At 61.5% G+C, this 24,146-nt stretch carries 25 protein-coding genes, 1 tRNA gene and 1 pseudogene; 19 read left to right on the top strand and 8 right to left on the bottom strand.

Annotated elements, in window-relative coordinates; translation table 11 throughout:
- Window positions 1-122 precede the first annotated feature (122 nt).
- The 7 genes from QN222_RS17510 to QN222_RS17480 all read left to right on the top strand — a co-directional run bounded on the left by QN222_RS17510 (window position 123) and on the right by QN222_RS17480 (window position 6,569).
- Window positions 123-560: a DUF6163 family protein gene (locus tag QN222_RS17510; protein ID WP_284005514.1), complete on the top strand. Its 438-nt coding sequence runs from the start codon at window positions 123-125 to the stop codon at window positions 558-560.
- Window positions 561-690: 130 nt separating this feature from the next.
- A complete protein-coding gene (locus tag QN222_RS17505; protein ID WP_180940688.1) occupies window positions 691-1,203 on the top strand; it encodes a transcriptional regulator LdtR in 513 nt (170 codons plus the stop codon).
- A gap of 349 nt (window positions 1,204-1,552) precedes the next feature.
- Window positions 1,553-2,878 (top strand): murein L,D-transpeptidase, encoded by a 1,326-nt coding sequence (locus QN222_RS17500; protein ID WP_283965623.1) that lies wholly within the window; start codon window positions 1,553-1,555, stop codon window positions 2,876-2,878.
- Window positions 2,879-3,060: 182 nt separating this feature from the next.
- Complete coding sequence (glyA, locus tag QN222_RS17495; protein ID WP_283965622.1) at window positions 3,061-4,356, top strand: serine hydroxymethyltransferase; 1,296 nt, start codon at window positions 3,061-3,063, stop codon at window positions 4,354-4,356.
- 12 nt (window positions 4,357-4,368) lie between these two features.
- Window positions 4,369-4,842, top strand: a complete 474-nt coding sequence (nrdR, locus tag QN222_RS17490; protein WP_003529310.1) for a transcriptional regulator NrdR — start codon at window positions 4,369-4,371, stop codon at window positions 4,840-4,842.
- An 18-nt stretch (window positions 4,843-4,860) separates the two neighbouring features.
- Window positions 4,861-5,949, top strand: a complete 1,089-nt coding sequence (gene ribD / locus QN222_RS17485) for a bifunctional diaminohydroxyphosphoribosylaminopyrimidine deaminase/5-amino-6-(5-phosphoribosylamino)uracil reductase RibD (protein WP_283965621.1) — start codon at window positions 4,861-4,863, stop codon at window positions 5,947-5,949.
- A complete protein-coding gene (locus QN222_RS17480) occupies window positions 5,949-6,569 on the top strand; it encodes a riboflavin synthase (protein WP_283965620.1) in 621 nt (206 codons plus the stop codon). Before ribD ends, QN222_RS17480 begins: the two co-directional genes overlap by 1 nt.
- 154 nt (window positions 6,570-6,723) lie before the next feature.
- Here QN222_RS17480 and QN222_RS17475 read toward each other — a convergent pair whose 3' ends face one another.
- From QN222_RS17475 to QN222_RS17465, 3 genes and pseudogenes are all read right to left on the bottom strand, one after another.
- Window positions 6,724-7,074: a hypothetical protein gene (locus QN222_RS17475; protein WP_283965619.1), complete on the bottom strand. Its 351-nt coding sequence runs from the start codon at window positions 7,072-7,074 to the stop codon at window positions 6,724-6,726.
- 273 nt (window positions 7,075-7,347) lie between these two features.
- The gene (locus tag QN222_RS17470) at window positions 7,348-7,884 is read right to left on the bottom strand and encodes a GNAT family N-acetyltransferase (protein WP_283965618.1); all 537 of its coding nucleotides are present in this window, start codon (window positions 7,882-7,884) and stop codon (window positions 7,348-7,350) included.
- A gap of 33 nt (window positions 7,885-7,917) precedes the next feature.
- Window positions 7,918-8,410: pseudogene (locus QN222_RS17465) on the bottom strand (cupin domain-containing protein).
- A gap of 477 nt (window positions 8,411-8,887) precedes the next feature.
- Here QN222_RS17465 and ribH point away from each other — a divergent pair.
- The 4 genes from ribH (at window position 8,888) to QN222_RS17445 (ending at window position 13,400) form a co-directional block, all read left to right on the top strand.
- Window positions 8,888-9,346, top strand: a complete 459-nt coding sequence (ribH, locus tag QN222_RS17460) for a 6,7-dimethyl-8-ribityllumazine synthase (RefSeq protein WP_180940703.1) — start codon at window positions 8,888-8,890, stop codon at window positions 9,344-9,346.
- Window positions 9,343-9,822 (top strand): transcription antitermination factor NusB, encoded by a 480-nt coding sequence (gene nusB / locus QN222_RS17455; RefSeq protein WP_284005513.1) that lies wholly within the window; start codon window positions 9,343-9,345, stop codon window positions 9,820-9,822. The genes ribH and nusB overlap by 4 nt, the downstream gene beginning before the upstream one ends.
- 5 nt (window positions 9,823-9,827) lie before the next feature.
- Window positions 9,828-11,057, top strand: a complete 1,230-nt coding sequence (locus QN222_RS17450; protein WP_284005512.1) for an MFS transporter — start codon at window positions 9,828-9,830, stop codon at window positions 11,055-11,057.
- 207 nt (window positions 11,058-11,264) lie between these two features.
- Window positions 11,265-13,400 carry a sodium-translocating pyrophosphatase gene (locus QN222_RS17445; protein WP_283965839.1) on the top strand — a complete coding sequence of 712 codons (2,136 nt, stop codon included), beginning with the start codon at window positions 11,265-11,267 and terminating at the stop codon, window positions 13,398-13,400.
- Window positions 13,401-13,466: 66 nt separating this feature from the next.
- On the opposite strand, the gene QN222_RS17440 is transcribed toward QN222_RS17445, so the two are convergent.
- Window positions 13,467-13,979, bottom strand: coding sequence for an outer membrane protein assembly factor BamE (locus tag QN222_RS17440; protein WP_283965840.1), 513 nt, complete (start codon window positions 13,977-13,979; stop codon window positions 13,467-13,469).
- 136 nt (window positions 13,980-14,115) lie between these two features.
- Between QN222_RS17440 and QN222_RS17435 the strand changes: the two genes are divergently transcribed.
- The 6 genes from QN222_RS17435 to QN222_RS17410 all read left to right on the top strand — a co-directional run bounded on the left by QN222_RS17435 (window position 14,116) and on the right by QN222_RS17410 (window position 18,628).
- Window positions 14,116-14,652, top strand: a complete 537-nt coding sequence (locus QN222_RS17435; RefSeq protein ID WP_283965843.1) for a ubiquinol-cytochrome C chaperone family protein — start codon at window positions 14,116-14,118, stop codon at window positions 14,650-14,652.
- Between the two features lie 87 nt (window positions 14,653-14,739).
- The gene (locus tag QN222_RS17430) at window positions 14,740-15,291 is read left to right on the top strand and encodes a DUF177 domain-containing protein (RefSeq protein WP_283965841.1); all 552 of its coding nucleotides are present in this window, start codon (window positions 14,740-14,742) and stop codon (window positions 15,289-15,291) included.
- 199 nt (window positions 15,292-15,490) lie between these two features.
- Window positions 15,491-16,534 (top strand): phosphate acyltransferase PlsX, encoded by a 1,044-nt coding sequence (plsX, locus tag QN222_RS17425; protein WP_283965842.1) that lies wholly within the window; start codon window positions 15,491-15,493, stop codon window positions 16,532-16,534.
- A gap of 19 nt (window positions 16,535-16,553) precedes the next feature.
- Entirely contained in the window at window positions 16,554-17,525 is a 972-nt protein-coding gene (locus QN222_RS17420; protein ID WP_284005511.1) for a beta-ketoacyl-ACP synthase III, read from the top strand.
- 94 nt (window positions 17,526-17,619) lie between these two features.
- Window positions 17,620-17,958: an integration host factor subunit alpha gene (locus QN222_RS17415; protein ID WP_180940716.1), complete on the top strand. Its 339-nt coding sequence runs from the start codon at window positions 17,620-17,622 to the stop codon at window positions 17,956-17,958.
- A 136-nt stretch (window positions 17,959-18,094) separates the two neighbouring features.
- Window positions 18,095-18,628, top strand: a complete 534-nt coding sequence (locus QN222_RS17410; RefSeq protein ID WP_283965144.1) for a MerR family transcriptional regulator — start codon at window positions 18,095-18,097, stop codon at window positions 18,626-18,628.
- 54 nt (window positions 18,629-18,682) lie between these two features.
- Here the strand turns inward: QN222_RS17410 and QN222_RS17405 are convergent, their stop codons facing one another.
- Window positions 18,683-19,087 carry a hypothetical protein gene (locus QN222_RS17405; RefSeq protein WP_283965145.1) on the bottom strand — a complete coding sequence of 135 codons (405 nt, stop codon included), beginning with the start codon at window positions 19,085-19,087 and terminating at the stop codon, window positions 18,683-18,685.
- A 330-nt stretch (window positions 19,088-19,417) separates the two neighbouring features.
- Here QN222_RS17405 and QN222_RS17400 point away from each other — a divergent pair.
- Window positions 19,418-19,494, top strand: a tRNA-Pro gene (locus QN222_RS17400).
- Window positions 19,495-19,796: 302 nt separating this feature from the next.
- Window positions 19,797-20,003, top strand: coding sequence for a hypothetical protein (locus QN222_RS17395; protein ID WP_283965146.1), 207 nt, complete (start codon window positions 19,797-19,799; stop codon window positions 20,001-20,003).
- Window positions 20,004-20,163: 160 nt separating this feature from the next.
- Here the strand turns inward: QN222_RS17395 and QN222_RS17390 are convergent, their stop codons facing one another.
- From QN222_RS17390 to QN222_RS17380, 3 genes are read right to left on the bottom strand one after another with little or no spacing between them, the layout of a single operon-like run.
- Window positions 20,164-21,342, bottom strand: coding sequence for a glycosyltransferase family 4 protein (locus tag QN222_RS17390; protein ID WP_283965147.1), 1,179 nt, complete (start codon window positions 21,340-21,342; stop codon window positions 20,164-20,166).
- A complete protein-coding gene (locus QN222_RS17385) occupies window positions 21,339-22,583 on the bottom strand; it encodes an O-antigen ligase family protein (RefSeq protein WP_283965148.1) in 1,245 nt (414 codons plus the stop codon). Before QN222_RS17385 ends, QN222_RS17390 begins: the two co-directional genes overlap by 4 nt.
- Window positions 22,580-24,142, bottom strand: coding sequence for an undecaprenyl-phosphate glucose phosphotransferase (locus QN222_RS17380; protein WP_283965149.1), 1,563 nt, complete (start codon window positions 24,140-24,142; stop codon window positions 22,580-22,582). Before QN222_RS17380 ends, QN222_RS17385 begins: the two co-directional genes overlap by 4 nt.
- Window positions 24,143-24,146 lie beyond the last annotated feature (4 nt).

Genomic DNA, 24,146 nt, shown 5'->3' with positions numbered 1-24,146 from the left:
TTTGCTCCCGGCACATGTTTTTCCTCTGCGCGCCTGATTGGACGCACGGTGCTGTAGCGCCGCGCGAGCCCTGCGGTTCTTGCTGGTAGATCTGACGAAGTACTCGGCCTATGTTGCCGCGCATGCTTCACGATTCTGCTCATGTCCCGAAGCCGTCGCTGACCGAAGTGCTCTTCGGCTGGTTCCTGCGCGTGGTGTCGGCATCCTGCTTCTGGTTCGCCTTGAACTATTGGGCGATGCTCATCGGCTTCTCCCACAACGGTGCCGGCCGGTTCGATCTGCTGCCGCCGGAATGGCGCGCCGCGGCCACCGCCCTTGCCGTCGTCTACCCGGTCGCTGCAATCGGCCTATGGCTTTTGGTTTCCTGGGGGCCGGTTGTCTGGGTCCTCGCCGCGGCAATCGAAATCGCCGTGCATGAATTTTACCCCGGCACTTTCGGTGCCCGGCCTTTGCTTTTCGTGCTCCACGGGGCCGTCGCCGTAACCTTCGTTCTTTTCCGCGTTGCGCTTTTCGTGCAGCGACTGCGGCAGGCGCGGAAGGTAAGGGTTGATTCACCCTGAGACAGGCTCGCCCGACGGTAAGCTCATGTTAAGGCTGCGGTTTAAGTAGAATTTTATACGTATTCGATAGGGTCTCACTCAAGGCGGGAAGACAAACAGACACCGCCAAACAAAACAGTGAGGCAGTCAAATGAACACGAAAATGAAGCCGCAGGCAGTTGCGCCCCGAGACCCGCAGGAAGAAACGATCCGTGGTCTCTACATGGAATCCCTTCACCTTGTCGAGCGTCTGCATCGCCGCCTGCTCGACGTCATCAAGGACGAGTTCGACCGTCAGGGTCGCAGCGACGTCAACGCCGTCCAGGCGCTGTTGCTCTTCAACATCGGCAACTCCGAACTGACCGCCGGCGAACTCCGCTCGCGTGGCTATTATCTCGGCTCGAACGTCTCCTATAACGTCAAGAAGCTCGTCGATCTCGGTCTCATCAACCACCAGCGCTCCCGCGTTGACCGCCGCTCGGTCCGCATCAGCCTGACCGAGGAGGGCCAGGACATCGCCGAAACCGTCGCGAAGCTCTACGAGCGCCACATCGGCTCGATCCAGAAGGTCGGCGGCATCGGTTCCGACGAATTCACCCAAATGAACAAGCTCCTGCAGCGTCTCGACCGCTTCTGGAACGATCAGATCCTTTACCGCCTCTGATCTCGGCTTAATTTTCCTCCGGTTTCAAGGGTCGGGCGCAATCCCTGCGTGTCCGGCCTTTGCCGTTCTTGCTAGAAACGGTTGTTGTCAGACTCTTCTCGTGCTATCCGCCCGACCGGCCCGAGACACGAATTGGCCATATTGCTATGACAGCGACGCTTGCATGCGGCAGGTGCGCTTGCGCCGAAGACGACGTTCGTTTCGCCATCGGCCTGCCGGGAGAGGGCTCTCGCTCGCATTATCGTGACGGCAATGGGAGAGCCGGGTGGCACGCGGGTTTACCTTTGTTAACCATGTCGTGTTAGGGCTCGGGCAGCGCGCGTTTTGCGCGCATTGAGATGGTGGGACTATGTCGAAAAAGAACGGAATTGATGCTTTCTCGCGCCGTGCATTTCTGCGCTCGGCCGCAACGCTCGGTGCTGCCGCCTGGGCAGGCGCCGCCAGCGCGCAGGATGCTCTGAACGAGATCATCAATTCGCCGCGCCGCGGCTCCTGGGACGACCAGTTCGACGCCAAGGCATCGCGCACGGCGACGGCCGTCCTTTCCAACACGCCGGTCTTCGGGCCGGAAACGATCAGCCATCTCCAACAGGCGATCTATGACTATCAGCAGATCGTAGCCTCCGGCGGTTGGCCGACGGTCACGACCTCGGTGAAGCTGGAGTTGGGCGTCACGGATCCCTCTGTCCAGCAGCTGCGCCAGCGCCTGATGGTTTCCGGTGATCTGCCGCGTTCGGCCGGTATTTCCTCTTCCTTCGATTCCTATGTCGACGGTGCGGTGAAGCGCTTCCAGGCGCGTCACGGCCTGCCGGCTGACGGCGTCATCGGCGAATACACGCTGAAGGCGCTCAATGTCGACGCCATGACCCGCCTCGGGCAGCTTGAAACCAACCTTGTTCGCCTCCAGTCGATGTCGGGCGATCTCGGACGTCGCTACGTGATGGTCAACATTCCGGCCGCCTATATCGAGGCTGTCGAGAATGGTCGGGTGGTGCTGCGCCATACCGCAATCGTCGGCAAGATCGACCGCCAGTCGCCGATCCTCAACTCGAAGATCTACGAGGTCATCCTCAATCCTTACTGGACCGCGCCGCGCTCGATCGTCCAGAAGGACATCATGCCGTTGATGCGCAAGGATCCGACCTATCTCGAGCGCAACGCGATCCGTCTTTTCGATGGCAGCGGCAACGAAGTTTCGCCAGAGACGGTGGACTGGAACGCCGAGAAAGCGCCGAACCTGATGTTCCGGCAGGACCCCGGCAAGATCAACGCGATGTCCTCGACGAAGATCAACTTCCACAACGAGCACGCGGTTTACATGCACGACACGCCGCAGCAGGGCCTGTTCAACAAGCTGATGCGATTTGAGTCCTCTGGCTGCGTGCGCGTGCAGAACGTTCGCGACCTCTCGACTTGGTTGCTGAAGGAAACGCCCGGCTGGTCCCGTCAGCAGATGGAGGCGACCATCAAGTCCGGCGTCAACACGCCGATCACGCTTGCGGAGGAAGTACCGGTCTACTTCACCTATGTCACTGCCTGGTCGGCAAAGGACCGGGTCGTGCAGTTCCGCGACGACATCTATCAGCGCGACGGCGCTGCCGAACTCGCGCTCCAGACGACAACGGGAATCGAACAGTCGGCAGGCGCCATCGAGCAGGATGCTCTGCCGCAATAAGCAAACTTTCGACTTCACCGATAGAGGCCGCGCATCTCAACGAACGCGGCCTTTTTCTTGGCATGCGCGCCGGGTTGTTCGGCGCGGCGGATGGTGGAAATGGCGCAAACCGCACAGCGGATATTGCTCTCCGCGTGCGAGGAAGCTAAAGAACGACCACCTTTGAGAGGAGCCTCGAGCCGATGCTTGCACAAACCAATGACGCCTTCTTCACCCGCTCTCTCGCGGAAAGCGATCCGGAGATCTTCGGTGCGATCGAGAAGGAGCTGGGGCGCCAGCGCCACGAGATCGAGCTGATCGCCTCCGAGAACATCGTCTCGCGTGCCGTGCTCGAGGCCCAGGGCTCGATCATGACGAATAAATATGCCGAGGGCTACCCGGGCAAGCGCTACTACGGCGGCTGCCAGTTCGTCGACATCGCCGAGGAACTGGCGATCGAACGCGCCAAGAAGCTCTTCGGCGTCAACTTTGCCAACGTCCAGCCGAACTCCGGTTCGCAGATGAACCAGGCGGTTTTCCTGGCACTGCTGCAGCCGGGTGACACCTTCATGGGCCTCGATCTCAACTCCGGTGGTCACCTGACCCATGGCTCGCCGGTGAACATGTCCGGCAAGTGGTTCAACGTCGTCTCCTACGGGGTCCGCGCCGACGATCACCTGCTCGACATGGACGACGTCGCCGAAAAGGCCCGCAAGCACAAGCCGAAGCTCATCATCGCCGGCGGCACCGCCTATTCGCGCATCTGGGACTGGAAGCGCTTCCGCGAAATCGCCGATGAAGTCGGCGCCTGGCTGATGGTCGACATGGCCCATATTGCCGGTCTCGTTGCCGGTGGTCAGCATCCCTCTCCGTTCCCGCATTGCCACGTCGCGACGACGACGACGCACAAATCGCTGCGTGGTCCGCGTGGCGGCATGGTGCTCACGAATGACGAGGACATCGCCAAGAAGATCAATTCGGCCGTATTCCCCGGCCTCCAGGGCGGCCCGCTGATGCACGTGATCGCGGCCAAGGCCGTTGCCCTTGGCGAAGCGCTGCAGCCCTCCTTCAAGGAATATACGGCCCAGATCGTCAAGAATGCTCGCACCCTCGCCGAAACGCTGAAGGCGAACGGCCTCGACATCGTTTCGGGCGGTACAGACAACCACCTGATGCTCGTCGACCTGCGCAAGAAGAACGCGACGGGCAAGCGGGCGGAAGCCGCTCTCGGCCGCGCCTACATCACCTGCAACAAGAACGGCATTCCCTTCGATCCGGAAAAGCCCTTCGTCACGTCGGGCGTCCGCCTCGGTGCGCCGGCTGGCACGACGCGCGGCTTCAAGGAGGCGGAATTCAAGGAAATCGGCGAGTTGATCGTCGAGGTGCTTGATGGCCTCAAGGTCGCCAATTCCGACGAGGGCAACGCCGCCGTGGAAGCTGGGGTGCGCGAGAAGGTGATCAAGCTCACCGACCGCTTCCCGATGTACAGCTACATGTGATCGGACGGCTGCATGCGCTGCCCCTATTGTGGTTCCGAAGACAGCCAGGTGAAGGATTCCCGTCCGGCAGAGGACGGGAATGCCATTCGCCGCCGCCGCATCTGCCCGGATTGCGGCGGCCGCTTCACGACCTTCGAGCGGGTGCAACTGCGTGAGCTGATGATCATCAAGAAAACCGGCCGGAAGGTACCTTTCGACCGGGACAAGCTGCTCCGTTCATTCGAGATTGCCCTCAGGAAGCGCCCCGTCGATCGGGACCGCATCGAGCGCGCGGTGTCGGGCATCGTCCGCCGGCTTGAGAGTTCAGGCGAAACGGAAATCCCTTCCGAAGAAATCGGGCTGCAGGTGCTCGAGGCTTTGAAGAGCCTCGACGATGTCGCCTTCGTCCGCTACGCGTCGGTCTATCGCGATTTCTCGCACGCGGAAGATTTCGAGAAAGTCATCGCGGAAATCAGCGCCAAGATCGCGCGTGATCCCGGCGAATAGGCCCAAGCGGAGCGCAGCATGACAGTGCCGACGCGCGAAGACGAGAGGTTCATGGCGGCGGCGTTGCGTCTCGCCCGCCGCAATCTCGGGCAGACTTCGACAAACCCTTCTGTCGCCTGCATCATCGTTAAGGACGGAACGATCGTCGGACGGGCGGTAACGGCGCCCGGAGGACGCCCGCATGCCGAGACGCAGGCGCTCGCCGAAGCCGGGGGGAAGGCGAGGGGGGCAACCGCCTATGTCACGCTTGAACCGTGCTCGCATCACGGCAAGACGCCGCCCTGCGCCGACGCTTTGATCGCCTCCGGCGTCGCGCGCGTCGTCATTTCACTTCTCGACCCCGACGAGCGTGTTGCCGGACGCGGGGTGGTGATGCTGCGCGATGCCGGCATCGGCGTCGAGATCGGCACGCTCCATCGCGACGGTGAGCGGACGCTTGAGGCCTATCTCATGCGTCAGCGCATGAAACGCCCGCAGGTGACACTGAAGCTTGCAGTTTCCCAGGATGGAATGATCGGCCGTAGCGGGGAGGGGCAGGTTCGGATTACCGGCACGATTTCGCGTGCGCAGGTGCAGGTGCTGCGCGCCGAGACCGACGCGATATTGGTCGGGATCGGCACGGCGACCGCCGATGATCCGGAACTGACCGTGCGCTTGCCGGGATTGGAGGACCAGTCCCCAATTCGCATCGTTCTCGACCGCCGTGTCGATCTGCCAGTCGGCTCCAAACTCGTCCGTTCCGCGCGAGAAGTTCCGGTAATTGCCGTGGCAGATGCAAGGCTGGATGAGGATGCTGCCAAGCGTCGCGCGGCGCTTGAGGCCGCTGGCGTCGAGGTGCTGGACGCCGGCAGCATCCCCGACCTTTTGACGGCGCTTGCCTCGCGCGGCATTTCCTCGCTGCTGGTCGAAGGTGGCGCGCGGGCAGCCCGCGCGTTCCTCGATGCCGGTTTGGTCGACCGTATCCTGCTTTTCACCGGCCCGATCACCATTGGCGAAGACGGGATTCGATCCCCATTTGATCGGCAGTCCATTCCTGCCGCTTTCAAGCTTCGGCGGATGGCGCGTTATGGCGATGATATTTTCGAAGATTACGAGAGAGACATCTGATGTTCACAGGCATTGTCACCGACATCGGTATCGTTGAGGCCGTCACTCCATTGAAGGAAGGCATTAAGCTTCGCGTTGCCACCAACTATGACCCGAAGACGATCGATTTGGGCGCCTCCATAGCCCATTCGGGCGTATGCCTGACGGTCACCGCGTTGCCAGAGGCAGGCAGCAACGAGCGGTGGTTCGAGGTCGAGGCATGGGAAGAGGCACTTCGGCTGACGACGATCGCTAAATGGGAAAAGGGCACGCGCATCAATTTGGAGCGCTCCTTGAAGATCGGCGACGAGCTTGGCGGCCATCTTGTCTCCGGCCATGTGGACGACAGAGCCGAAATCCTCTCGGTGGAGCCGGAAGGCGACGCGGTACGCTTCCGGTTGCGCGCGCCGGAGCAGCTTGCCAGGTTCGTGGCGCCCAAGGGCTCGGTCGCCCTCGACGGAACCTCGCTCACCGTCAACAAGGTGGATGGCGCCGAGTTCGACGTGCTCCTGATCCGTCATTCGCTCGAAGTCACCACGTGGGGCGAGCGCCGGGCCGGCGATCTTGTCAACTTCGAGGTTGATACAATGGCGCGTTACGCGGCACGGCTGGCAGAATTTCCCGCGCCCGAGGCGGAATAACAAACGGCGGAAATGGATCCGCCCCCGACTACAGCGCCCCGCGCGTCTTGTCAGACGCGCAAAGGACGCTGTAGCACTTTGAATTGCTGCATGTTTGTGTCCCTAAATCGGCTACGATTTAAGGAAACATGCAGTAGCGGGGGCGGACATGGCTTCAACGCACGTAGAGTGTGAGGCTGCCGTCGGCCGCCTGCGCCGCGCCTGCGATGTTGTTCATCTCGACGTCGCGTGCCTTCAGCTTGGCGGCGAGCGCCCTGTTGGCGTCGACGGCGGCATGGAGGGCTGCCATCTGTTGCGGGGTTTCCGCGTCGATCCTGGCGCGGGTTTCGCTCATCCGGCTCAGCGTGTCGACATCGACGATGCTGAAATTGTCGCCCTTGAAGTTTCGAACGGTCCGGTCGATCTGGTTCGGCCAGTTCATTTCGGCACTAGCTGCGTAAGAGATGCCGCCGAAACTCAAGGCGGAGAGGGTGGCGATGACGGAGATTTTCGCAAAGCGGTTCATGGTCATGCTCCTTTGATTGCCCGCGGGTCTCCGGCGCGTGTCAACGGGGCCGAGGCGTCCCGCGATGGCCAGCACCCATCCTTGGCGGGTGAGGTCACCCGCGGCGAAAAAGGTGCTCGACTGTTTCGACTGGTTGAGGCGGCGCTCCCGTCGCGCGACCGAGAGTTACGTCGTTTCAACGGTTCACAAGCTGGACTGGAATGTGGCCCTTTCAAAGGCATAACGGTCTGAAAAATAATTAAAAATTGTTCATGTTCGAATTGGGGAGCTCGTCTAGGCCGCGGACTTCAGGTGCCGTTCGAACAGGATGACGTGGTTGCCGTGATAGGTCGTGCGCCAGAATTCCAGAAAGCCATGCTTGGCCGCTACCCGGATCGATGCCTGGTTGCCGACGTCGATGACACAGGTCTTCTTCAAGGCCGGAAATTGACGATCGGCCCAGGCAAGGGCTGCGGTCACCGCTTCCGTGGCCAGCCCTTTGCCATGTGCTCTGGGGGAAAGTGCCCAGCCCATTTCCATCGTGCCTTCGAGGGAGGGCGTGATCATCCGGTGGGCGTCGTGGAAGCCGGCCTCGCCGATGAAGGCGCCGGTTGCCTTCTCCTGAATTGCGAAGAAGCCGAAGCCGAAATAGTGCCACATGCCGACCTGGCGCAGGAAGCGTGTCCAGGACTGCTCGCGGGAATACGGTATGCCGCCGATGTAGCGTGTGACCTCCTCGTCGGCGAACAAGGCGGTATAGGCGGCAAAGTCGTCGCGCCGGTAGGGCCGTAGCAGAAGTCGTTCGGTTTCGATGGTGGGAACGCTGTGCATGTTTCGATCCAGATTATTGCAGGGGAGTTTAAATCAGGCGCCCGGTTCTCCATCCCAGTAGTCGGTCGTGGATGCGGCGCGGCCGATAAACCGGAATGACGCGTTTGGCGAACCGGGACGCCGTGTCTTTGCCAGGAATTTGCCGGAATCGGGATATTCGCAGATCTCCGTGGCCGCCATGGTCGAGATGGAAAGGTACTTGAGCGGCGCCGTCCCCGTGTTGATCAGATGATGCGCGGTTTCGGGGCCACCGGCCGGCGCAGCCAGCACCGACGTCGTGGCGTTCGTTGCCGAAGCGATAGGTCCCCTGTCCCTCCAGGACGATGAACAGCTCTTCCTCCACATGATGGTTGTGAAAGGGGCAGCCGGATTTGCCCGGCGGCACCTCGCCGTAGCCGATGCCCAGATCCTTGAGGCCGAGGAGAGCACCGAAAGAAACGTCGCTCGACTCGAAAAACGAGCCACGCTGCCAGTGCTCGAGTTTGAGGTTCTTCAGGCTGACGATCGGCTTTCGCGCTTCCGTCATCGTGCTCCTCCCAATCTTTGCGACGCCGCCGTCGCCATCTCGATCACCGAACCTACAGCGCCGCGCGTCTTATCAAACGCGCAAAGGTCGCTGTAGCACTTTGAATTTGCAGCATGTTTTTATCCTTAAACCGGCTGCGATTTAAGAAAAGCAGTGAGGACAGCTCCACCTTGCAGGATCGACGCTACTGCACCTAAGGTTTAGCTGCAATTAAAGCTGTTGCAAGCAAATACGTTCCTGCAGACCTGTACTCTTGGCAAGTTCATGGACCCGACTGTGCCGGCGCCCGCTTGGGCTTCGTCCTCGTTACTGTCTCACCCGGGCGGCGGAGAAGCCGTCGCGTCCACGCCGCAAGCGGCATCGGCGCGGCAAATGGCCTCCGGCTGGCGGAATTTGCTTGCCATTCTGTGTCGGGCGTGGTTTGACCGCCGCCTGCGCCGGTCAGGTCCGGCCCAAATTTTCAAAGACAGGTGATCCATGGCGAAGACCTCCGCCCACATCTTGATTGTGGAAGCGCGCTTCTATGATGATATGGCCGACGCCTTGCTCGACGGTGCAAAGCACGCGCTCGATGCAGCCGGCGCGACTTATGATATTGTGACAGTTCCAGGGGCGTTGGAAATTCCCGCCGCGATTGCCATGGCGCTCGACGGCGCCGACGAGGGCGGCACCGAATATGACGGCTTCGTCGCGCTCGGCATGGTTATCCGCGGCGAGACCTACCATTTCGACATCGTTGCGAACGAATCCTCGCGCGCCCTGATGGACCTCGCCGTCAGCGAAAGCCTTGCGCTCGGCAACGGTATTCTGACGGTTGAGAATGATGACCAGGCCTGGGCACGCGCCCGCCGGTCGGAAGGCGACAAGGGTGGTTTCGCTGCGCGCGCGGCGCTGACCATGATCGAACTGAAAAAGAAATTGGGCGCAGAACAGTGACGAAGACTCCCTCGGATCAGCCGCTGAAGCAGGTCAACCAGCGTGGTGCCGCGCGCCTCGCAGCCGTCCAGGCGCTTTATCAGATGGATGTCGGCGGCACCGGCGTGCTGGAAATCGTCGCCGAATACGAAGAGCACCGGCTGGGTCGGGAACTCGACGGAGAGACATACCTGAAGGCGGACGCCTCGTGGTTCCGTTCGATCGTGTCGGGCGTCGTGCGCGACCAGCGCATGCTTGACCCGCTGATCGGCACCGCCCTTCAGGACGATTGGGCGCTGTCCCGGCTCGATTCCACCGTCCGCGCGATCCTGCGCGCCGGCACCTTCGAAATGCTCGAGCGCAAGGATGTCCCGGTTCCGGTAATCGTCACCGAATATGTCGAGATCGCCAAGGCCTTCTTCGAGGATGAGGAGCCCAAGCTCGTCAACGCTGTTCTCGACCGGATCGCCAAGCAGGTCCGCGGCCAGCGGAAATAGCAAAAATGGTGGCAGCGACTGCGGACGACATCGGGGCGGTTCTCCGCGAGGCGCGTCGCAACGTCTTTCTGTTGACCTTTGCGCAGGCGCTGCTCGGGGTGGTCGGGCCGATCAGCTTCGCGGTCGGCGGTGTCGCCGGCCACCAGCTTCTCGGTGATGACAAGTCGCTGGCAACCGCACCGCTTACCGGATTCAACGTGGGTTTGGCGCTCGGTGTCGTACTTGCGGCGACGCTGTCTCGGCTGGTCGGCAGGCGCTCGGCCTTCATCGGCGGCGCCCTTATCGCCGCTTTGGGCGGACTGGTTGCAGCCGCGGCGCTTTTCTGTGAGAGCTTCTGGCTGTTCACCTTCGGCTTGGCCGTTCTTGGCTCGTCCAGCGGCTTCACGCAAAAGCTTCGCTTCGCGGCGGCAGACGCATCGCCCTCCTTCTACAAGCCGAAGGCGATTTCCTGGATATTGGGCGGCGGCATCATCTCGGCGATACTCGGGCCGCAGATCGTCATTTTCGCCGGTGACTACTTCGCGCCCGTATGGTTTGCGGGTGCCTTCGTGGCCTTGCTGCCGGTCTGCCTTGCGGCCATTGTCTTTTTTGTGCCTCTTCGCCTGCCGGATATCAGAGGCGGTTCGGATCTGCATGCCGCCGCGCCGGTCCGGCCGCTCCGCGAGATTGTCGGCACCCAACGGTTCCTGACAGGTATGATCTGCGGCGTTTCCGCCTATGCGCTGATGACCTTCATGATGACGGGCGCACCGGTCGCCATGGTTGTCGGCTGCGGTTTTTCGACCGACCTCGCGACGCTGGGAATACAATGGCACGTGCTTGCGATGTTCGGCCCGAGCTTTGCAACGGGCTGGCTCATCGCCCGCTTCGGCGCGGAGCGTATCGTGGCCTGCGGCTTTGTGCTGCTTCTGGCTTGCGCGGCGATCGCTCACATGGGAGTGGCGCTTTGGAATTTCTGGGGTGCACTCGTTCTCCTCGGGCTCGGCTGGAATTTCGCGTTCATCGGCGCGACCGCAATCATTGCGCAGAGCTATCGGCCGCATGAGGCGGACAAGGTTCAGGGGTTCCATGATATCGTGCTGTTTTCGACGGTCGCCAGCGCGTCTTTCGCCTCCGGCAAGGTGCTTTCCACCTATGGGTGGGACGTGCTCAACGCCGTCGTCTGGCCGGTTGCCGGCATCTGCCTCTTGCTTCTTCTGATGCTGATGCGGAGGAGCGGGCGCATTGCCGCCTGACCGACTGCAGCCGAGGCTCAGCAAAATCTTCCGACTCCCTCCAAACGCGATCACTCCGGTATTTTCAGGGGCTTGACGATCCCCATTCGCGCCCGCACTCTGGCCGCGCCGTGAGGGGTGCCGCTTGAGGATGCGGCGCGCGATTCGCGGAATGAGGGGCCTGCGGGAGGGAGTGAACCTGCAGGTTGAAACGGAGGATAATGCGAAATGACCTTACTTTTAGGCGTTATCGCATGCGGGTTGCTCGCGGTGGCCTATGCCATCTGGGCAACGCAGTCGGTGCTTGCCGCCGATCAGGGGAACGCCCGCATGCAGGAGATCGCAGGCTTTATCAGGGAGGGGGCGCAGGCCTACCTCACACGTCAATACAGGACCATTGCCATTGTCGGTGTCGTCGTTTTCATCGCCGCGTGGATTCTTCTCTCGAGTGCAGCCGCAATCGGCTTCCTGATCGGTGCAGTGTTGTCGGGCGCGGCTGGTTTCATCGGCATGCATGTCTCGGTCAGGGCCAATGTTCGCACGGCCCAGGCGGCATCGGTCAGCCTTGCCTCCGGTCTCGATATCGCCTTCAAATCGGGCGCAATCACCGGCCTGTTGGTGGCCGGCCTGGCCCTGCTCGGCGTCTCGGTCTACTACCTCATCCTGACAGCGGGCTTCGGGCACGACCCGGCTTCGCGTGAGGTTATCGATGCGCTTGTGGCGCTCGGCTTCGGAGCATCGCTGATCTCGATCTTCGCCCGCCTCGGCGGCGGCATCTTCACCAAGGGAGCCGATGTCGGTGGCGATCTCGTCGGCAAGGTGGAAGCGGGCATTCCGGAAGACGATCCGCGCAACCCGGCGACCATCGCGGACAATGTCGGAGACAATGTCGGCGACTGCGCGGGGATGGCCGCGGACCTTTTCGAAACCTACGCGGTTTCGGTCGTGGCGACCATGGTGCTGGCATCGATCTTTTTCGCCGGTACTCCGCTGCTCGCTACTGTGATGATCTATCCGCTGGCGATCTGCGCGGCTTGCATCATCACCTCGATCATCGGTACCTTCTTCGTCAAGCTCGGTGCCAACGGCTCGATCATGGGGGCGCTCTATCGGGGGCTGATCGTCACCGGCGCGCTCTCGATCATCGGTCTTGGCGCCGCGACCTCACTGACGATCGGCTGGGGCTCGATCGGGACGGTCGCCGGCAAAGACGTCACCGGCTGGGGCCTGTTCATCTGCGGCATCCTGGGCCTCGTCGTCACAGCACTGATCGTCGTGATCACCGAATACTACACCGGCACCAACAAGCGGCCGGTGAATTCGATCGCGCAGGCCTCCGTTACTGGTCATGGCACCAACGTGATCCAGGGACTTGCCGTCTCGCTCGAGTCGACCGCTTTGCCGGCGATCGTCATCGTCGGCGGCATCATCGCCACCTACCAACTCGCCGGCCTCTTCGGTACCGCTATTGCAGTCACTGCCATGCTCGGTCTCGCTGGCATGATCGTGGCACTCGATGCTTTTGGTCCGGTTACCGACAACGCCGGTGGTATCGCCGAGATGTCGCATTTGCCGCCGGAAGTGCGTAAGTCGACCGACGCGCTCGATGCCGTCGGCAACACGACCAAGGCCGTGACCAAGGGCTATGCGATCGGTTCCGCGGGCCTCGGCGCTCTCGTGCTTTTCGCGGCCTATTCGAACGACCTCACCTACTTCGCCGCCAATGGCGACAAACATCCCTATTTCGCCGATGTGGGTGCGATCTCGTTTGACCTGTCCAATCCCTATGTCGTCGCCGGCCTGATCTTCGGTGGCCTCATTCCTTATCTTTTCGGCGGCATCGCCATGACGGCCGTCGGCCGTGCAGGCGGCGCTGTCGTCGAGGAAGTGCGCCGCCAGTTCAAGGAGAAGCCGGGCATCATGGAAGGCAAGGATCGGCCCGACTACGGCCGCGCCGTCGACATGCTGACCAAGGCGGCAATCCGGGAAATGATCGTGCCTTCGCTGCTGCCGGTGCTGGCGCCGATCGTCGTCTATTTCGGGGTGCTACTGCTTTCCGGCTCGAAGGCCTCGGCCTTTGCCGCGCTCGGGGCGTCGCTCCTCGGCGTTATCGTCAACGGGCTTTTCGTCGCCATATCGATGACGTCCGGGGGCGGGGCATGGGACAATGCCAAGAAGAGCTTCGAAGACGGTTTCGTCGACAAGAATGGCACGCGCCACATGAAGGGTTCCGATGCCCACAAGGCTTCGGTCACAGGCGACACCGTCGGCGATCCCTACAAGGATACGGCTGGCCCCGCCGTCAACCCGGCGATCAAGATCACCAATATCGTGGCGCTGCTGTTGCTGGCCGTCCTAGCCTGACAAAGGCTCCTGCAAAACAAAAAGGGCCCGCGAACCTTGTTCGCGGGCCCTTTTGCATGCTGCGACTTATGGATCCTTGCCAAAGTCCTTGAAGAGGTTTCGCGCCGCTGCCTGTCCGGCGCCCGGGCCGCTCAGGAGCTGGCCGAGGAAGCTCGTTTCCTTGCCGCCGGTCGGCGTCGTGCGTGACAGCATGTCGAAGACCTTACCGTCCTTCATCGTATAATGTGCGAGCTGGCTGACGACGCCTTCCTTGTCGAAGTAGACGGCAAGGATCGATTGGTCGATGAGCTTCGGCTTCATGAAGGCGACCGGCCGCTTGCGCGTCTGCGAGATGTAATAGAAGACCTCGTTGTCGAAGGTGGCGGTCGTCGACGGCGTGCCCAGAGAGAGCAGCACCTGCTCGCGGCTCGATCCGACCGGGACAAGGTTCAGCGTTTCCTGGTCAACGACATAGCCTTGATGGAGGACCTCGCCCATATTCGCCGTCGTGCAGGCGGCAAGCGTGGTTGTGCAAAGGGAAGCCACGAGCACGGCACGGCTTAGAACATTCAGGTTTGATATCAAATACCGCTTCGACAAGGACTGTTCCCCTGGAGTAACGATGGCAGATCCGCCATTGCATTTCGTGCCTGCTTCGGTAAACCAGCTTCGGCTATCATGCAATAACGTCGTGGGCGCCGCCCACATTTCGAGAAAGCCAGAGCTGGGCTTTGTGATGATTTTTGGACTGTTCAAAAGAAAAAGCGGCAATATTGCGATTGTGGAGCGCCAGTATGCGTTGCTGACCGCCGCCGCACGCCAGCCGTTTCTGTACACCGACCTTGCTGTCCCTGACACGGTCATGGGCCGCTTCGAGATGTTGTCGGCAATCCTGATTCTCTATTTTCGGCGGACACGCGCCTCCGCGCGCACCGGACAGGAGATCGCGCAGGAAATCGTCGATGCCTTTTTCGAAGACGTCGACCACTCGATCCGCGAACTCGGCGTCGGTGACGTGGGCGTGCCGAAGAAGATGAAGAAGTTCGCCGGCATGTTCTACGGCCGCCTCGAGTCCTATGCCGCCGCGCTCGAGCAAAGGGACGGAGAGGCCCTGGCCGCCGCGCTCCGCCGCAACTTCCATCCCGATGCCCACGAAGGGCCGTCGATGGACGGACTGGCCGCCTATCTGCTGGCCACCGAAGCGGTCCTGTCCGAGACCCCGGAAGAGGTGGTCGAAGCGGGCCAGTTGCGCATGCCGCCAGCAGGAGCGTAATAGGCCGATAGCGATGCCGCCCGAAGATCGCGCTCGGCGGCTGTATGCGCGGCATGGAGATCCGATGCCGCGAGGAAGGATCTTGTCATGAGAGACGATAGCAAACCGGCGTTCTCCTACCCGGTGAAGGTGGGACACATCTCGGCAAACGCGGTCAGCGTCCATCTTTCGGCGAGCGAGGCCGAGCGCCGGGCGCTTGCCAAGCTCTGGAATGTCGAAGAAGTACTCTCGCTTGCCGCCGACCTCCAGATCGCGCGCTGGAAGAAGGACGGAGTGAAGATCAAGGGAGATGTCGCTGCCCGCGTTGTCCAGTCCTGCGTGGTGACGCTCGAACCGGTCGAGGCGGAGATAAACGAGCCCGTCGAGGCGATTTTCGTGCCGGAAGGATCGCGGCTTGCACGCCAGGCGCACAACGACGGTGGCGAGATGGTACTCGATCCGGATGGTCCGGACATTCCCGACACCTTTGCCGGCGATACCATCGATGCGGGGGTCGTGGTCAGCGAACATGTCGCCCTCGCCATCGATCCCTATCCGCGCAAGGAAGGTGCGGTCTTCGGTGAGCGCATCGAAAGCTCTGCGGAGGATGACAAGCGGCCGAACCCGTTTGCCGCGCTGAAGGACTGGAAAAAGGATTGAAACGGCGCAAGCCGCGCTTACAATTCGGTTGTCACGCAGACGAAAAGCAGTATTTTGGCCCGACTCCAGCCGATGGGGCCGGTGCGCCGTGACGTCGCATGTTGGCTCAAGCGTCAGAAGGAACAAGGATCGCCCCGCGTGAAAAGTGATGCGCAGGGCGAGACGCGTTTGCGTGGGCAGGAAAAAGGATAAGACACGCGTGGTCAGAATTTCACTTGACGTGATGGGGGGCGACTATGGTCCTGAAGTCGTCATCCCGGGCGCAGCAAGAGCGCTCGAACGTCACCCGGACATAAGATTCGTCTTGTTCGGTCAGGAAGCGCGATGCGCCGAGCTTCTGGCCAAGTATCCGAAGCTGAATGCAGCGAGCACTTTCAACGATTGCGAAATCGCCGTCGCCATGGACGAAAAGCCTAGCCAGGCGCTCCGGCGTGGGCGTGGCAAATCGAGCATGTGGAAGGCGATCGACGCGATCAATGCCGGCGAGGCGGATGTGGTCGTTTCCGCAGGCAATACAGGCGCGCTGATGGCGATGTCCGTCTTCTGTCTCAGAACCATGCAGGGGATCCAGCGCCCTGCGATTGCCGCCATCTGGCCGACGCTCAAAGGGGAAAGCATCGTCCTCGACGTCGGCGCGACGATCGGCGCGGACGCGCAGCAGCTCATGGATTTCGCCTTGATGGGCGGCGCGATGGCTCGCGCACTGTTCGAGGTCGAGCATCCTTCGGTCGGCTTGCTCAATGTCGGCGTGGAAGAAATCAAAGGCCAGGAAGAGGTCAAGGAGGCCGGACGGCTCATCCGCGAGGCCAACATCGAGGGCATTGACTATTACGGTTTCGTTGAAGGCGACGATATTGGCCGCGGAACCGTCGATGTCGTTGTCACCGAAGGCTTCTCTGGCAATATCGCCTTGAAGGCGGCCGAAGGAACGGCGCGCCAGATTGCCGAATATCTGCGCGCGGCGATGTCGCGCACATTGCTCGCGAAGATCGGTTACGTGTTCGCAAAGGGCGCCTTCGACCGGTTGCGTGAAAAGATGGACCCGCGGAAGGTCAACGGCGGCGTGTTCCTCGGCCTCAATGGCGTCGTCATCAAGAGCCATGGTGGCACCGACGCCGAGGGTTTCGCGGCCGCAATCGATGTCGGCTACGACATGGTAAAGAACGGCCTCAAGGCCAAAATAGAAAGCGACCTGGCGAAATATCACGGCGCACAGCCGTCTGAACCCCTCCCGCCGGCATGAATGATGAGGTTTTGAGTAAATGATCCGTTCCGTCGTTCGCGGCTTCGGGGCAGCGCTGCCGAAGCGAGTGATGACCAACAAGGAAATGGAATCGAAGGTCGACACGTCCGACGAATGGATCGTGCAGCGGACCGGGATTCGCCAGCGTTACATCGCCAGTGAGGGCGAAACGACGGCATCACTCGGAGAAAGTGCCGCGCGCGCCGCGCTTGCGCGGGCCGATCTGACGGCCGACGACCTGGACCTGATCATCGTTGCCACATCGACTCCGGACAACACGTTTCCGGCGACGGCGGTTAACATCCAGAACCGCCTCGGCATGCGGCACGGCGCGGCCTTCGATCTGCAGGCGGTCTGTTCCGGCTTCGTCTATGCGGTGGCGACGGCGGATGCCTATATCCGCGGCGGACTCGCCAAGCGGGCCCTGGTGATTGGGGCGGAGACGTTCTCGCGCATCCTCGACTGGTCCGATCGCACAACTTGTGTCCTCTTCGGCGACGGCGCCGGCGCGATCGTCCTTGAAGCCCAGGAGGGAGCAGGCACGAATGCCGACCGCGGCGTGCTCACGGCACAACTGCGCTCAGACGGCATTCATGGCGACAAGCTTTACGTCGACGGCGGCCCATCGACCACGGGCACCGTGGGCCATCTCAGGATGGAAGGCCGTGAGGTGTTCAAGCATGCCGTCGGCATGATCACGGACGTGATCGAGGCGGCTTTCGAGGCAACGGGAACGACGGCAGACGACGTCGACTGGCTGGTTCCGCACCAGGCCAACCGACGCATCATCGATGGCTCTGCAAAGAAGCTGGGCATCCCGCTCGATAAGGTTGTGGTGACGGTCGACGTCCACGGCAATACCTCGGCCGCCTCCATTCCGCTCGCGCTTGATAACGCGGCCGCCGACGGGCGGATAAAGAAAGGCGACCTCGTGATGCTCGAGGCGATGGGCGGCGGCTTCACCTGGGGTTCCGTTCTCATCCGGTGGTAAAGAAAATAATGAAGCACCGCAGGCGCTTGACCGCAAAAGGCAAGGGCAATAGTCTTCCTTCGCTGATCGGCATGCCAGACATCGGTGGGGGAAGATGAGCGGAAAAACAGTAACACGGGCGGACTTGGCTGAGTCGGTCTTTCGCAAGGTGGGCCTATCTCGTACAGAGTCGGCCGAACTCGTGGAAACGGTCATTGATGAAATATGCAACGCAATCGTGCGTGGCGAGAGCGTGAAACTGTCCTCCTTTGCGACGTTCCAGGTGCGCGACAAGAATGAGCGCATCGGGCGCAATCCGAAAACCGGCGAGGAAGTTCCGATTTCACCGCGCCGGGTGATGACCTTCAAGGCGTCCAACGTATTGAAACAGCGCGTGCTGAAGGCGCATTTGAGCCGCAAGGCCAAGCAGAGGCCGGCCGCTCCGGCGTCGTGATCCCCTGCTCGAAACCACAAATGTGGTTGAAAACCTGTCCATAACCCATTGAAATGGGCGCGACTCGTGCGATCATCGCGCGGTGATCCGTCCATTGCGGTGCTGACAAGCCGCGTGATCTGTAAATGGGGATGATATGGACAAAAGCCCGGACGCCTTCCGCACAATCAGCGAGGTCGCAGACGAGCTCGATCTGCCGCAACACGTTCTGCGTTTCTGGGAGACACGATTCCAGCAGATCAAGCCGATGAAGCGGGGCGGCGGTCGGCGGTATTATCGCCCGGAGGACGTCGATCTCCTCAAGGGCATTCGCCACCTCCTCTATGATCACGGCTACACGATCAAGGGCGTGCAAAAGCTCCTGAAGGCCAACGGCAACAAGTTCGTCGCGGCGATCGCAAGCGGCGATCTAGCAACTGTCGAAGCACTTGCAGCTTCCAGCAACGAGGAGCCGCAACCGCCGAAGGTCGGTGTCGCCGACGAGGACCAGATCGTCGGCCGCGCGAAGGCTCCGGCGGGCCGGCGGTTTTTCTCCTTCGGCGGCGGTAGTGGCGACGACGCGGAGGTATCGATCGGCAAGGCTTCCGTAAGCAAGGAAGACCGGGCGTTGTTGCAGGAGGCGCTTTACGATCTCCTGGAATGCAAGCGGCTGCTCGACCAGGTGCGGTGACACCGCTTTCAAGGCATCTATTGATGAGTGTGATTGGTGGCTACCGGTGCAGCGCTATTTTGCTCTGCGCGGCTTGGAAGTGCCGTTCGCAAGTCGATCCGGAGTGAAGGCAAACGCCGGGAAATGAACATGCTCAAGGAAGGCAAGACCGTTCGCCCCTGCCTGAGGCTTTGCCGCCGGCGCGACTTGCATCGCCGCTGAGAGCTGATCGAGATATTCCAGCGCCTCGTGGGCCGCCAAGACTGTTAGCATCCTGCCGTCTGCCTGGCCCGCCTTCTGCAGGTCGTTCCTGGTAGTCTCCACCGCGTCGCGGACGAACCCTCGTGGGTCATGGCTCTGTGAAGCGGCCCATTCGAGAAGGCGGCACATTATCATTTCATTCACACGCAAGGCGGCGACGGTTTGACCAAGCAGCAGCGCCAGTTTCTGAAGCTTATCTTCGTTTACTTTCCGAGACATCTGTATCTTCCCGTCGTTTGGCTTTCTTCCTTTCTGGAGCGTCGCCCGCCGCCAACGAATGCACGGCGGCTCTCGGCCGGCATGGACCGAACGGCACCGAGCAGGGTTTTGTTCCCCGTGGGTCCGGTCAGCTGCCGCCCGGCCTCGATCCCGTAAGTGCCCGTCGGCAAACTTCGTCGCACTGCATTGGCGTGGGCGATGGAGAGGTTGCGGGGCGCCTGTTGCATGAAGGTTCGTCCGACATATGCACGCGGGCGGTTCGTTTTTCCTGTCGACATCGAATTTCGGGCTTGCGCTCCCAGCGTTGAGAATATAGGGATTTTCTCGGTTCGGAGCGTAGCGCAGCCCGGTAGCGCACTTGACTGGGGGTCAAGGGGTCGCTGGTTCAAGTCCAGTCGCTCCGACCATTTAATCCCTTGGCAACTCCCTTCGCGATGACCGTCCGGCAACGGCGTCGTTGACGGTAAAACGCCATCAGGCCAAGCAAAACTCCCTAAGTCCGTGAGAAAAATCCTGCGTCGGGCGACAGGCAGGCTTGCGGTACCGGCTGGGAGCTGGTGCTTCCCCGCTTCTCGCTGGCTTCCTTTTCGTGGCGCTGCGAAACGCATTTCCACGGCGCCGATCACAACCGAACCAGAGAACGGTTTTGTGATTTGGTCGGGGCCGCGGCGGCGGATAGACTGCGCCTGCAACAACAAGGAGAAGCCTTATGAAGACCATCCTCGTATTTGCAGCCGCCCTCGCTTTCTCGACAACAGTGGCTTCCGCCGAGTGCATCGGCCATTCCAAGACCACTGCTTCTGTAGACGAAGAGATGACCACGGCGAGCGTCACCAAGGCCGAACAGTCGACGCCGGCGGAAGAGATCCTTCTGCAGCAGAAACAGCAGCAGGAAGAGCGGCAGGCGGAACAATAGGCCAAATAACGTCGGATGCGGGGCCTCCCTGATGGGCGAGGCGTACAGCATCCGACGCCTCTCGACGACAACCGGCAATCCCGCTTCAGCAATTCAGCTCCTTTGCGCGTCTGATAAGACGCGCGGCGCCGGCGTGTCCGTTTTGTGGATAGATGGTCGCTCAGCGGCGCTGGCGCGCCGCCAAACGTCGGTAGAGTTCTTCCGTCCGGTCAAGCATCACGTCGAGCGTGAAACGATCCTTGTGGACCTCGGCCGCCTTGAGGAGCGCGGGATAGCTTTCCGGGCTTGCAGCCGCGATCATTGTCTTCGTGAGCTGCGAAACATCGTCGCTGTTGGGAATGATGAAGCCGTTCTCGCCGTTGTGGATGACGGTTCGGGCGCCGCCGACATCGGCGATGATGATCGGCCTGCCCGCGGCGGCGGCCTCCAGCATGACATAGGACATCGCTTCGTAGCGGCTTGGCATGACGACGAGATCGAATGCGGCCACAGCCTGGGAACCGGTAAAGGCGGAGGTTAGGTGAATGCGGCTTTGCAACCCGCTTGCCGCGATCGTGCGGCGAAGCTCCTCCTCCAGTTCGCCGGCACCGACCATCACGAGATAGCTGTTCTTGACCGATGATGCCGCGCCTTTGAATGCGTCAATGAGCCGCTCCGGCGCCTTCTGGCTGGAAAGACGGCCAATGAAGCCGAAGACGAAGGCGTCTGCGGGAATCCCGAAGCTCGCTCGAACCGTCTTCGCCATGTCGGGTGAGGGGGGCGAAACGCCGTTGACGATCACGGACATTCGTCGTTCGGGCATGCCGAGCGACAATGCATGCGCGCGCTCGTCATCGGAAACCGTGATGAGGTGATCGGTAAAAAACCACGCCAAGGCCCACTCGATGGCGCCGTAGATCAAGCGCCCCGCTCGATCAAGCGCCGGGTCCATCGTCCGGAAGGCATGCGGGGTATAGACGCGCGGCGCATGGCGCCCGGGCAGCCGCAGGCGCGTGAGGGCGCCCGCCTTGGAACTGTGGCCGTGGACGATGTCGAACGGCCCCGCGGTTCGGCTGATGCGCCGAATGGCGCGAAAAGCCGACAGATCGGACGGTCCAGGCGCACGCTCCATGTCGACCGCATGGACGGCGGGCAAGTCGATTGCCTTGAGCTCGCGGACGAAGCCGTCTTCCGCTCGCACCGGCGAATAGATCGCCTCGACGTGATGGCCGCGCGCCTGCATGCCGCGGCAAATGTCGAGGAAATGCCGGCCGGACCCGCCTCCGCTTGGCTCCAGCACTTCGAGAAGGCGCAGCGGACGGGCCGACGATCCGTCGGTTGCGGGCGTGTCGATGGTCATATGTGCCTTCCGGCGCGGGCGCGCCTTTGAAAGCGATATTCGAGCGCGGCACATCCCCAGACGATGCCAAGCAGCATGTAGAAATGACGCCAATGATCCGTATCGATGACGTTGCCGACACCAGCATGGCCGATCAGTGTCACCCACGCAATCATCAGGTACGGTTGCCATGGCCGGTCGAGCAGGAGGAAGCGGAAGCCCAGTGAAAGCGTCCATGCGATCAGCGTCACGTAGGCGATCAAGCCGATCCAGCCGTAGGACGTCAGGCACTTCAGCCAGATATTGTGCTCGTCCTCCGGGAAGATGGTGCTGAAAACCAGAGGGCCGATGCCGAGCGGTTTTTCCATCGACATGAGAAAGCCGATCCGGTGCCGGTCGAACCGGCCGAGATGTCCGCCATCATACTCCTGAACAAGCTGGGAACGGCTTGAGAAAAGGGTTGCGACCTGCTCGGACTGCAGGGCGGCTGCGAGTGCGGTGACGATGAAGAGCGCGCCGCAGAGCGCGAGCACCAGTATGCGCAGGCGGAAGAGGCCGCTTCGCTCCTTCAGCAGCATGACGAAGACAAAGGCGACGACGCAGAAGAGATTGAGCGCCCAGGCCGCTCGCGAAAACGAGAGAAAAACGCCGAGCGTCAGGATGAGAAGTCCAACGATCTTCGCCGGCGCCTGGCGGATCGGCTGGGTGAGGAGGCCATGAATGAGATAGAGCGCCGGCGCGGCGAGGAAGGGGCCGAAAACGTTCGGGTCCTGGAACGCTCCCTTCGCGCGGTCGTAGAGCGTGAAGTTGGCGCCTCCCGGTATTGCGCCGAAATAGCCGAGAATACCGAGGAGCGCCGTGATGACCGCGGCAGCAACCCAGGCATTGAAGATCAGCCGCAGTCTTTGGTGCCGATCTTCGATGATCGCCGCGAAGAAGACCGCCGAGAGCGCGAGGAAGCCGGAGACGGCCATATACATCGGCCCGGTGGCAAGGTCCGCCATCACGGTCAGCGACAGCATGCCGCCCACCATGAACAGCACGAGCAGAGACAGCAACGGCGCCACATAGCGGGAAATCTTCAGCCCGAAGAGTGCCCACAGGCCGATGAGGCACGCCATGAAGAGCTCGTAAGGCGCGGGCTCGTCGATGACGAAGCCCGAAAGAAAAACCGCGACCGTGACCAGGCCGGAACCGACCAGCGAAACCGCGGCAAGCTGGGGGCGGAGAACGCTCGGCGGGGATGCGCTCGCGGAGATCAATAGGCGTTATCCGTGTTGAGCAACCGGAATGGCGTGAGCACAAGGATCTTCAGATCGAAGAGCAGTGACCAGTTCTCGATGTAGTAGAGATCGAAAGCGGTGCGGAATCGGATCTTTTCATCATTGTCGATCTCGCCACGCCAGCCGTTGATTTGTGCCCAGCCCGTTACCCCGGGCTTGACGCGATGGCGGGCGAAATAGCCCTCGACGACATCGGAATAGGTTCGGTTGCGCGTTTGTGCCAGAACGGCGTGGGGGCGCGGGCCGACCAGCGAGAGTTCGCCCTTCAACACGTTGAAGATCTGCGGCAGCTCGTCGATTGAAGACTTACGCAGGAAGCGGCCGACAGGGGTCACCCGCGGGTCTCCCTTGGTGACGGCGCTGCGAGCGGTCGGATCGCTCATGTGCGCATACATCGAGCGGAACTTGTAAACCTCGATCGTCTCGTTGTTGAAGCCGTGTCGGGCCTGCTTGAAGATGATCGGCCCTGGCGACGTGATCTTGACGGCGACAGCGGCGGCAAGCATCACCGGCCATAGGAGAAGGAGCGCGACGACGCTGAAAAAAATGTCGAAACAGCGCTTCGCCACGGAATCCCAATCGGCGATCGGCTTGTCGAAGATGTCGAGCATCGGAACCTGTCCGACATGGGAATAGCTGCGCGGACGGAAGCGCAGGTTGTTGGCGTGTGCCGCCAGGCGGATGTCGACCGGGAGGATCCAGAGCTTCCTCAACAGTTCGAGAATACGTTTTTCCGCAGTCAGCGGCAGCGAGATGATCAGCATGTCGATCCTCGCGAGCCGGGCGAATTCGACGAGTTCGTTGACGGTCCCCAATTTCGGGTAGCCGGCGATCATGTTTGGTGATCGCCGCTCGTCGCGATCGTCGAAGATGCCACAGATGCGGATGTCATTGTCCGGCTGATGTTCGATCGTGCGGATCAGGTCCTTGGCCGCCTGACCGCCGCCGACGATGACCGCACGACGCTCCATCGTCCCGTTGCGCGACCAATGGCGGATCGAATAGGCGATGAAGGCGCGTTGGGCGATAAGGAAGACCGCACCGCCGATGAACCAAGCCGCGATCCAGACGCGGGAATACTGATGCCCGGATTTCAGAAAGAAGAGCGCGAGCGCAATCGCGCCGAAGGCTGTCGCCCAGGCGCCCAGAACGCGCGGCGACATTCGCAGCCATGCTCTGAGCGCCGGCACCTGATAGCCATCGGCGACCTGGATGGCCGCGACGGCGAGTGCCGAGCCGCCGGCGAGAATTGCAAGATAGACGGGCAGCTGTTCGACAGCCGGCTGGACATAATACGCGTTGATGCCATAGCCGATGGCGAAGAGAACGCAGAAATCGAGCAGCCGGATCAGGCCGGTGATCATGGCCGGCGAATAGGTGTCGGCGCGAAACTGAAGCGCGATCTGTCGCGCCAGCGGATTAAGCTCCGTGGCGCCTTTCTCGCCGATCGTCTCGTCGGGGGCGGCCGTGCGAATCTCGGAGATCTTCTTGCGAAGCGTTTCCGGATTGAATACCTCGGGCCTCTCGTAGTGGTTCATGGTC

The organism is Sinorhizobium sp. 6-70 (assembly GCF_030124375.1).
GTDB lineage: Bacteria > Pseudomonadota > Alphaproteobacteria > Rhizobiales > Rhizobiaceae > Sinorhizobium.
The sequence above is the reverse complement of the archived record's forward strand: the minus strand, read 5'-3'. Positions and strand labels throughout refer to the sequence as shown.

Bases quoted from the DNA above. Each gene is read 5' to 3' on its own strand.
- QN222_RS17510 (WP_284005514.1), top strand. From the start codon at position 123: ATGCTTCACGATTCTGCTCATGTCCCGAAGCCGTCGCTGACCGAAGTG.
- QN222_RS17505 (WP_180940688.1), top strand. From the start codon at position 691: ATGAACACGAAAATGAAGCCGCAGGCAGTTGCGCCCCGAGACCCGCAG.
- QN222_RS17500 (WP_283965623.1), top strand. From the start codon at position 1,553: ATGTCGAAAAAGAACGGAATTGATGCTTTCTCGCGCCGTGCATTTCTG.
- glyA (WP_283965622.1), top strand. From the start codon at position 3,061: ATGCTTGCACAAACCAATGACGCCTTCTTCACCCGCTCTCTCGCGGAA.
- nrdR (WP_003529310.1), top strand. From the start codon at position 4,369: ATGCGCTGCCCCTATTGTGGTTCCGAAGACAGCCAGGTGAAGGATTCC.
- ribD (WP_283965621.1), top strand. From the start codon at position 4,861: ATGACAGTGCCGACGCGCGAAGACGAGAGGTTCATGGCGGCGGCGTTG.
- QN222_RS17480 (WP_283965620.1), top strand. From the start codon at position 5,949: ATGTTCACAGGCATTGTCACCGACATCGGTATCGTTGAGGCCGTCACT.
- QN222_RS17475 (WP_283965619.1), bottom strand. From the start codon at position 7,074: ATGAACCGCTTTGCGAAAATCTCCGTCATCGCCACCCTCTCCGCCTTG.
- QN222_RS17470 (WP_283965618.1), bottom strand. From the start codon at position 7,884: ATGCACAGCGTTCCCACCATCGAAACCGAACGACTTCTGCTACGGCCC.
- ribH (WP_180940703.1), top strand. From the start codon at position 8,888: ATGGCGAAGACCTCCGCCCACATCTTGATTGTGGAAGCGCGCTTCTAT.
- QN222_RS17450 (WP_284005512.1), top strand. From the start codon at position 9,828: ATGGTGGCAGCGACTGCGGACGACATCGGGGCGGTTCTCCGCGAGGCG.
- QN222_RS17445 (WP_283965839.1), top strand. From the start codon at position 11,265: ATGACCTTACTTTTAGGCGTTATCGCATGCGGGTTGCTCGCGGTGGCC.
- QN222_RS17435 (WP_283965843.1), top strand. From the start codon at position 14,116: ATGATTTTTGGACTGTTCAAAAGAAAAAGCGGCAATATTGCGATTGTG.
- QN222_RS17430 (WP_283965841.1), top strand. From the start codon at position 14,740: ATGAGAGACGATAGCAAACCGGCGTTCTCCTACCCGGTGAAGGTGGGA.
- QN222_RS17420 (WP_284005511.1), top strand. From the start codon at position 16,554: ATGATCCGTTCCGTCGTTCGCGGCTTCGGGGCAGCGCTGCCGAAGCGA.
- QN222_RS17415 (WP_180940716.1), top strand. From the start codon at position 17,620: ATGAGCGGAAAAACAGTAACACGGGCGGACTTGGCTGAGTCGGTCTTT.
- QN222_RS17410 (WP_283965144.1), top strand. From the start codon at position 18,095: ATGGACAAAAGCCCGGACGCCTTCCGCACAATCAGCGAGGTCGCAGAC.
- QN222_RS17405 (WP_283965145.1), bottom strand. From the start codon at position 19,087: ATGTCTCGGAAAGTAAACGAAGATAAGCTTCAGAAACTGGCGCTGCTG.
- QN222_RS17395 (WP_283965146.1), top strand. From the start codon at position 19,797: ATGAAGACCATCCTCGTATTTGCAGCCGCCCTCGCTTTCTCGACAACA.
- QN222_RS17390 (WP_283965147.1), bottom strand. From the start codon at position 21,342: ATGACCATCGACACGCCCGCAACCGACGGATCGTCGGCCCGTCCGCTG.
- QN222_RS17380 (WP_283965149.1), bottom strand. From the start codon at position 24,142: ATGAACCACTACGAGAGGCCCGAGGTATTCAATCCGGAAACGCTTCGC.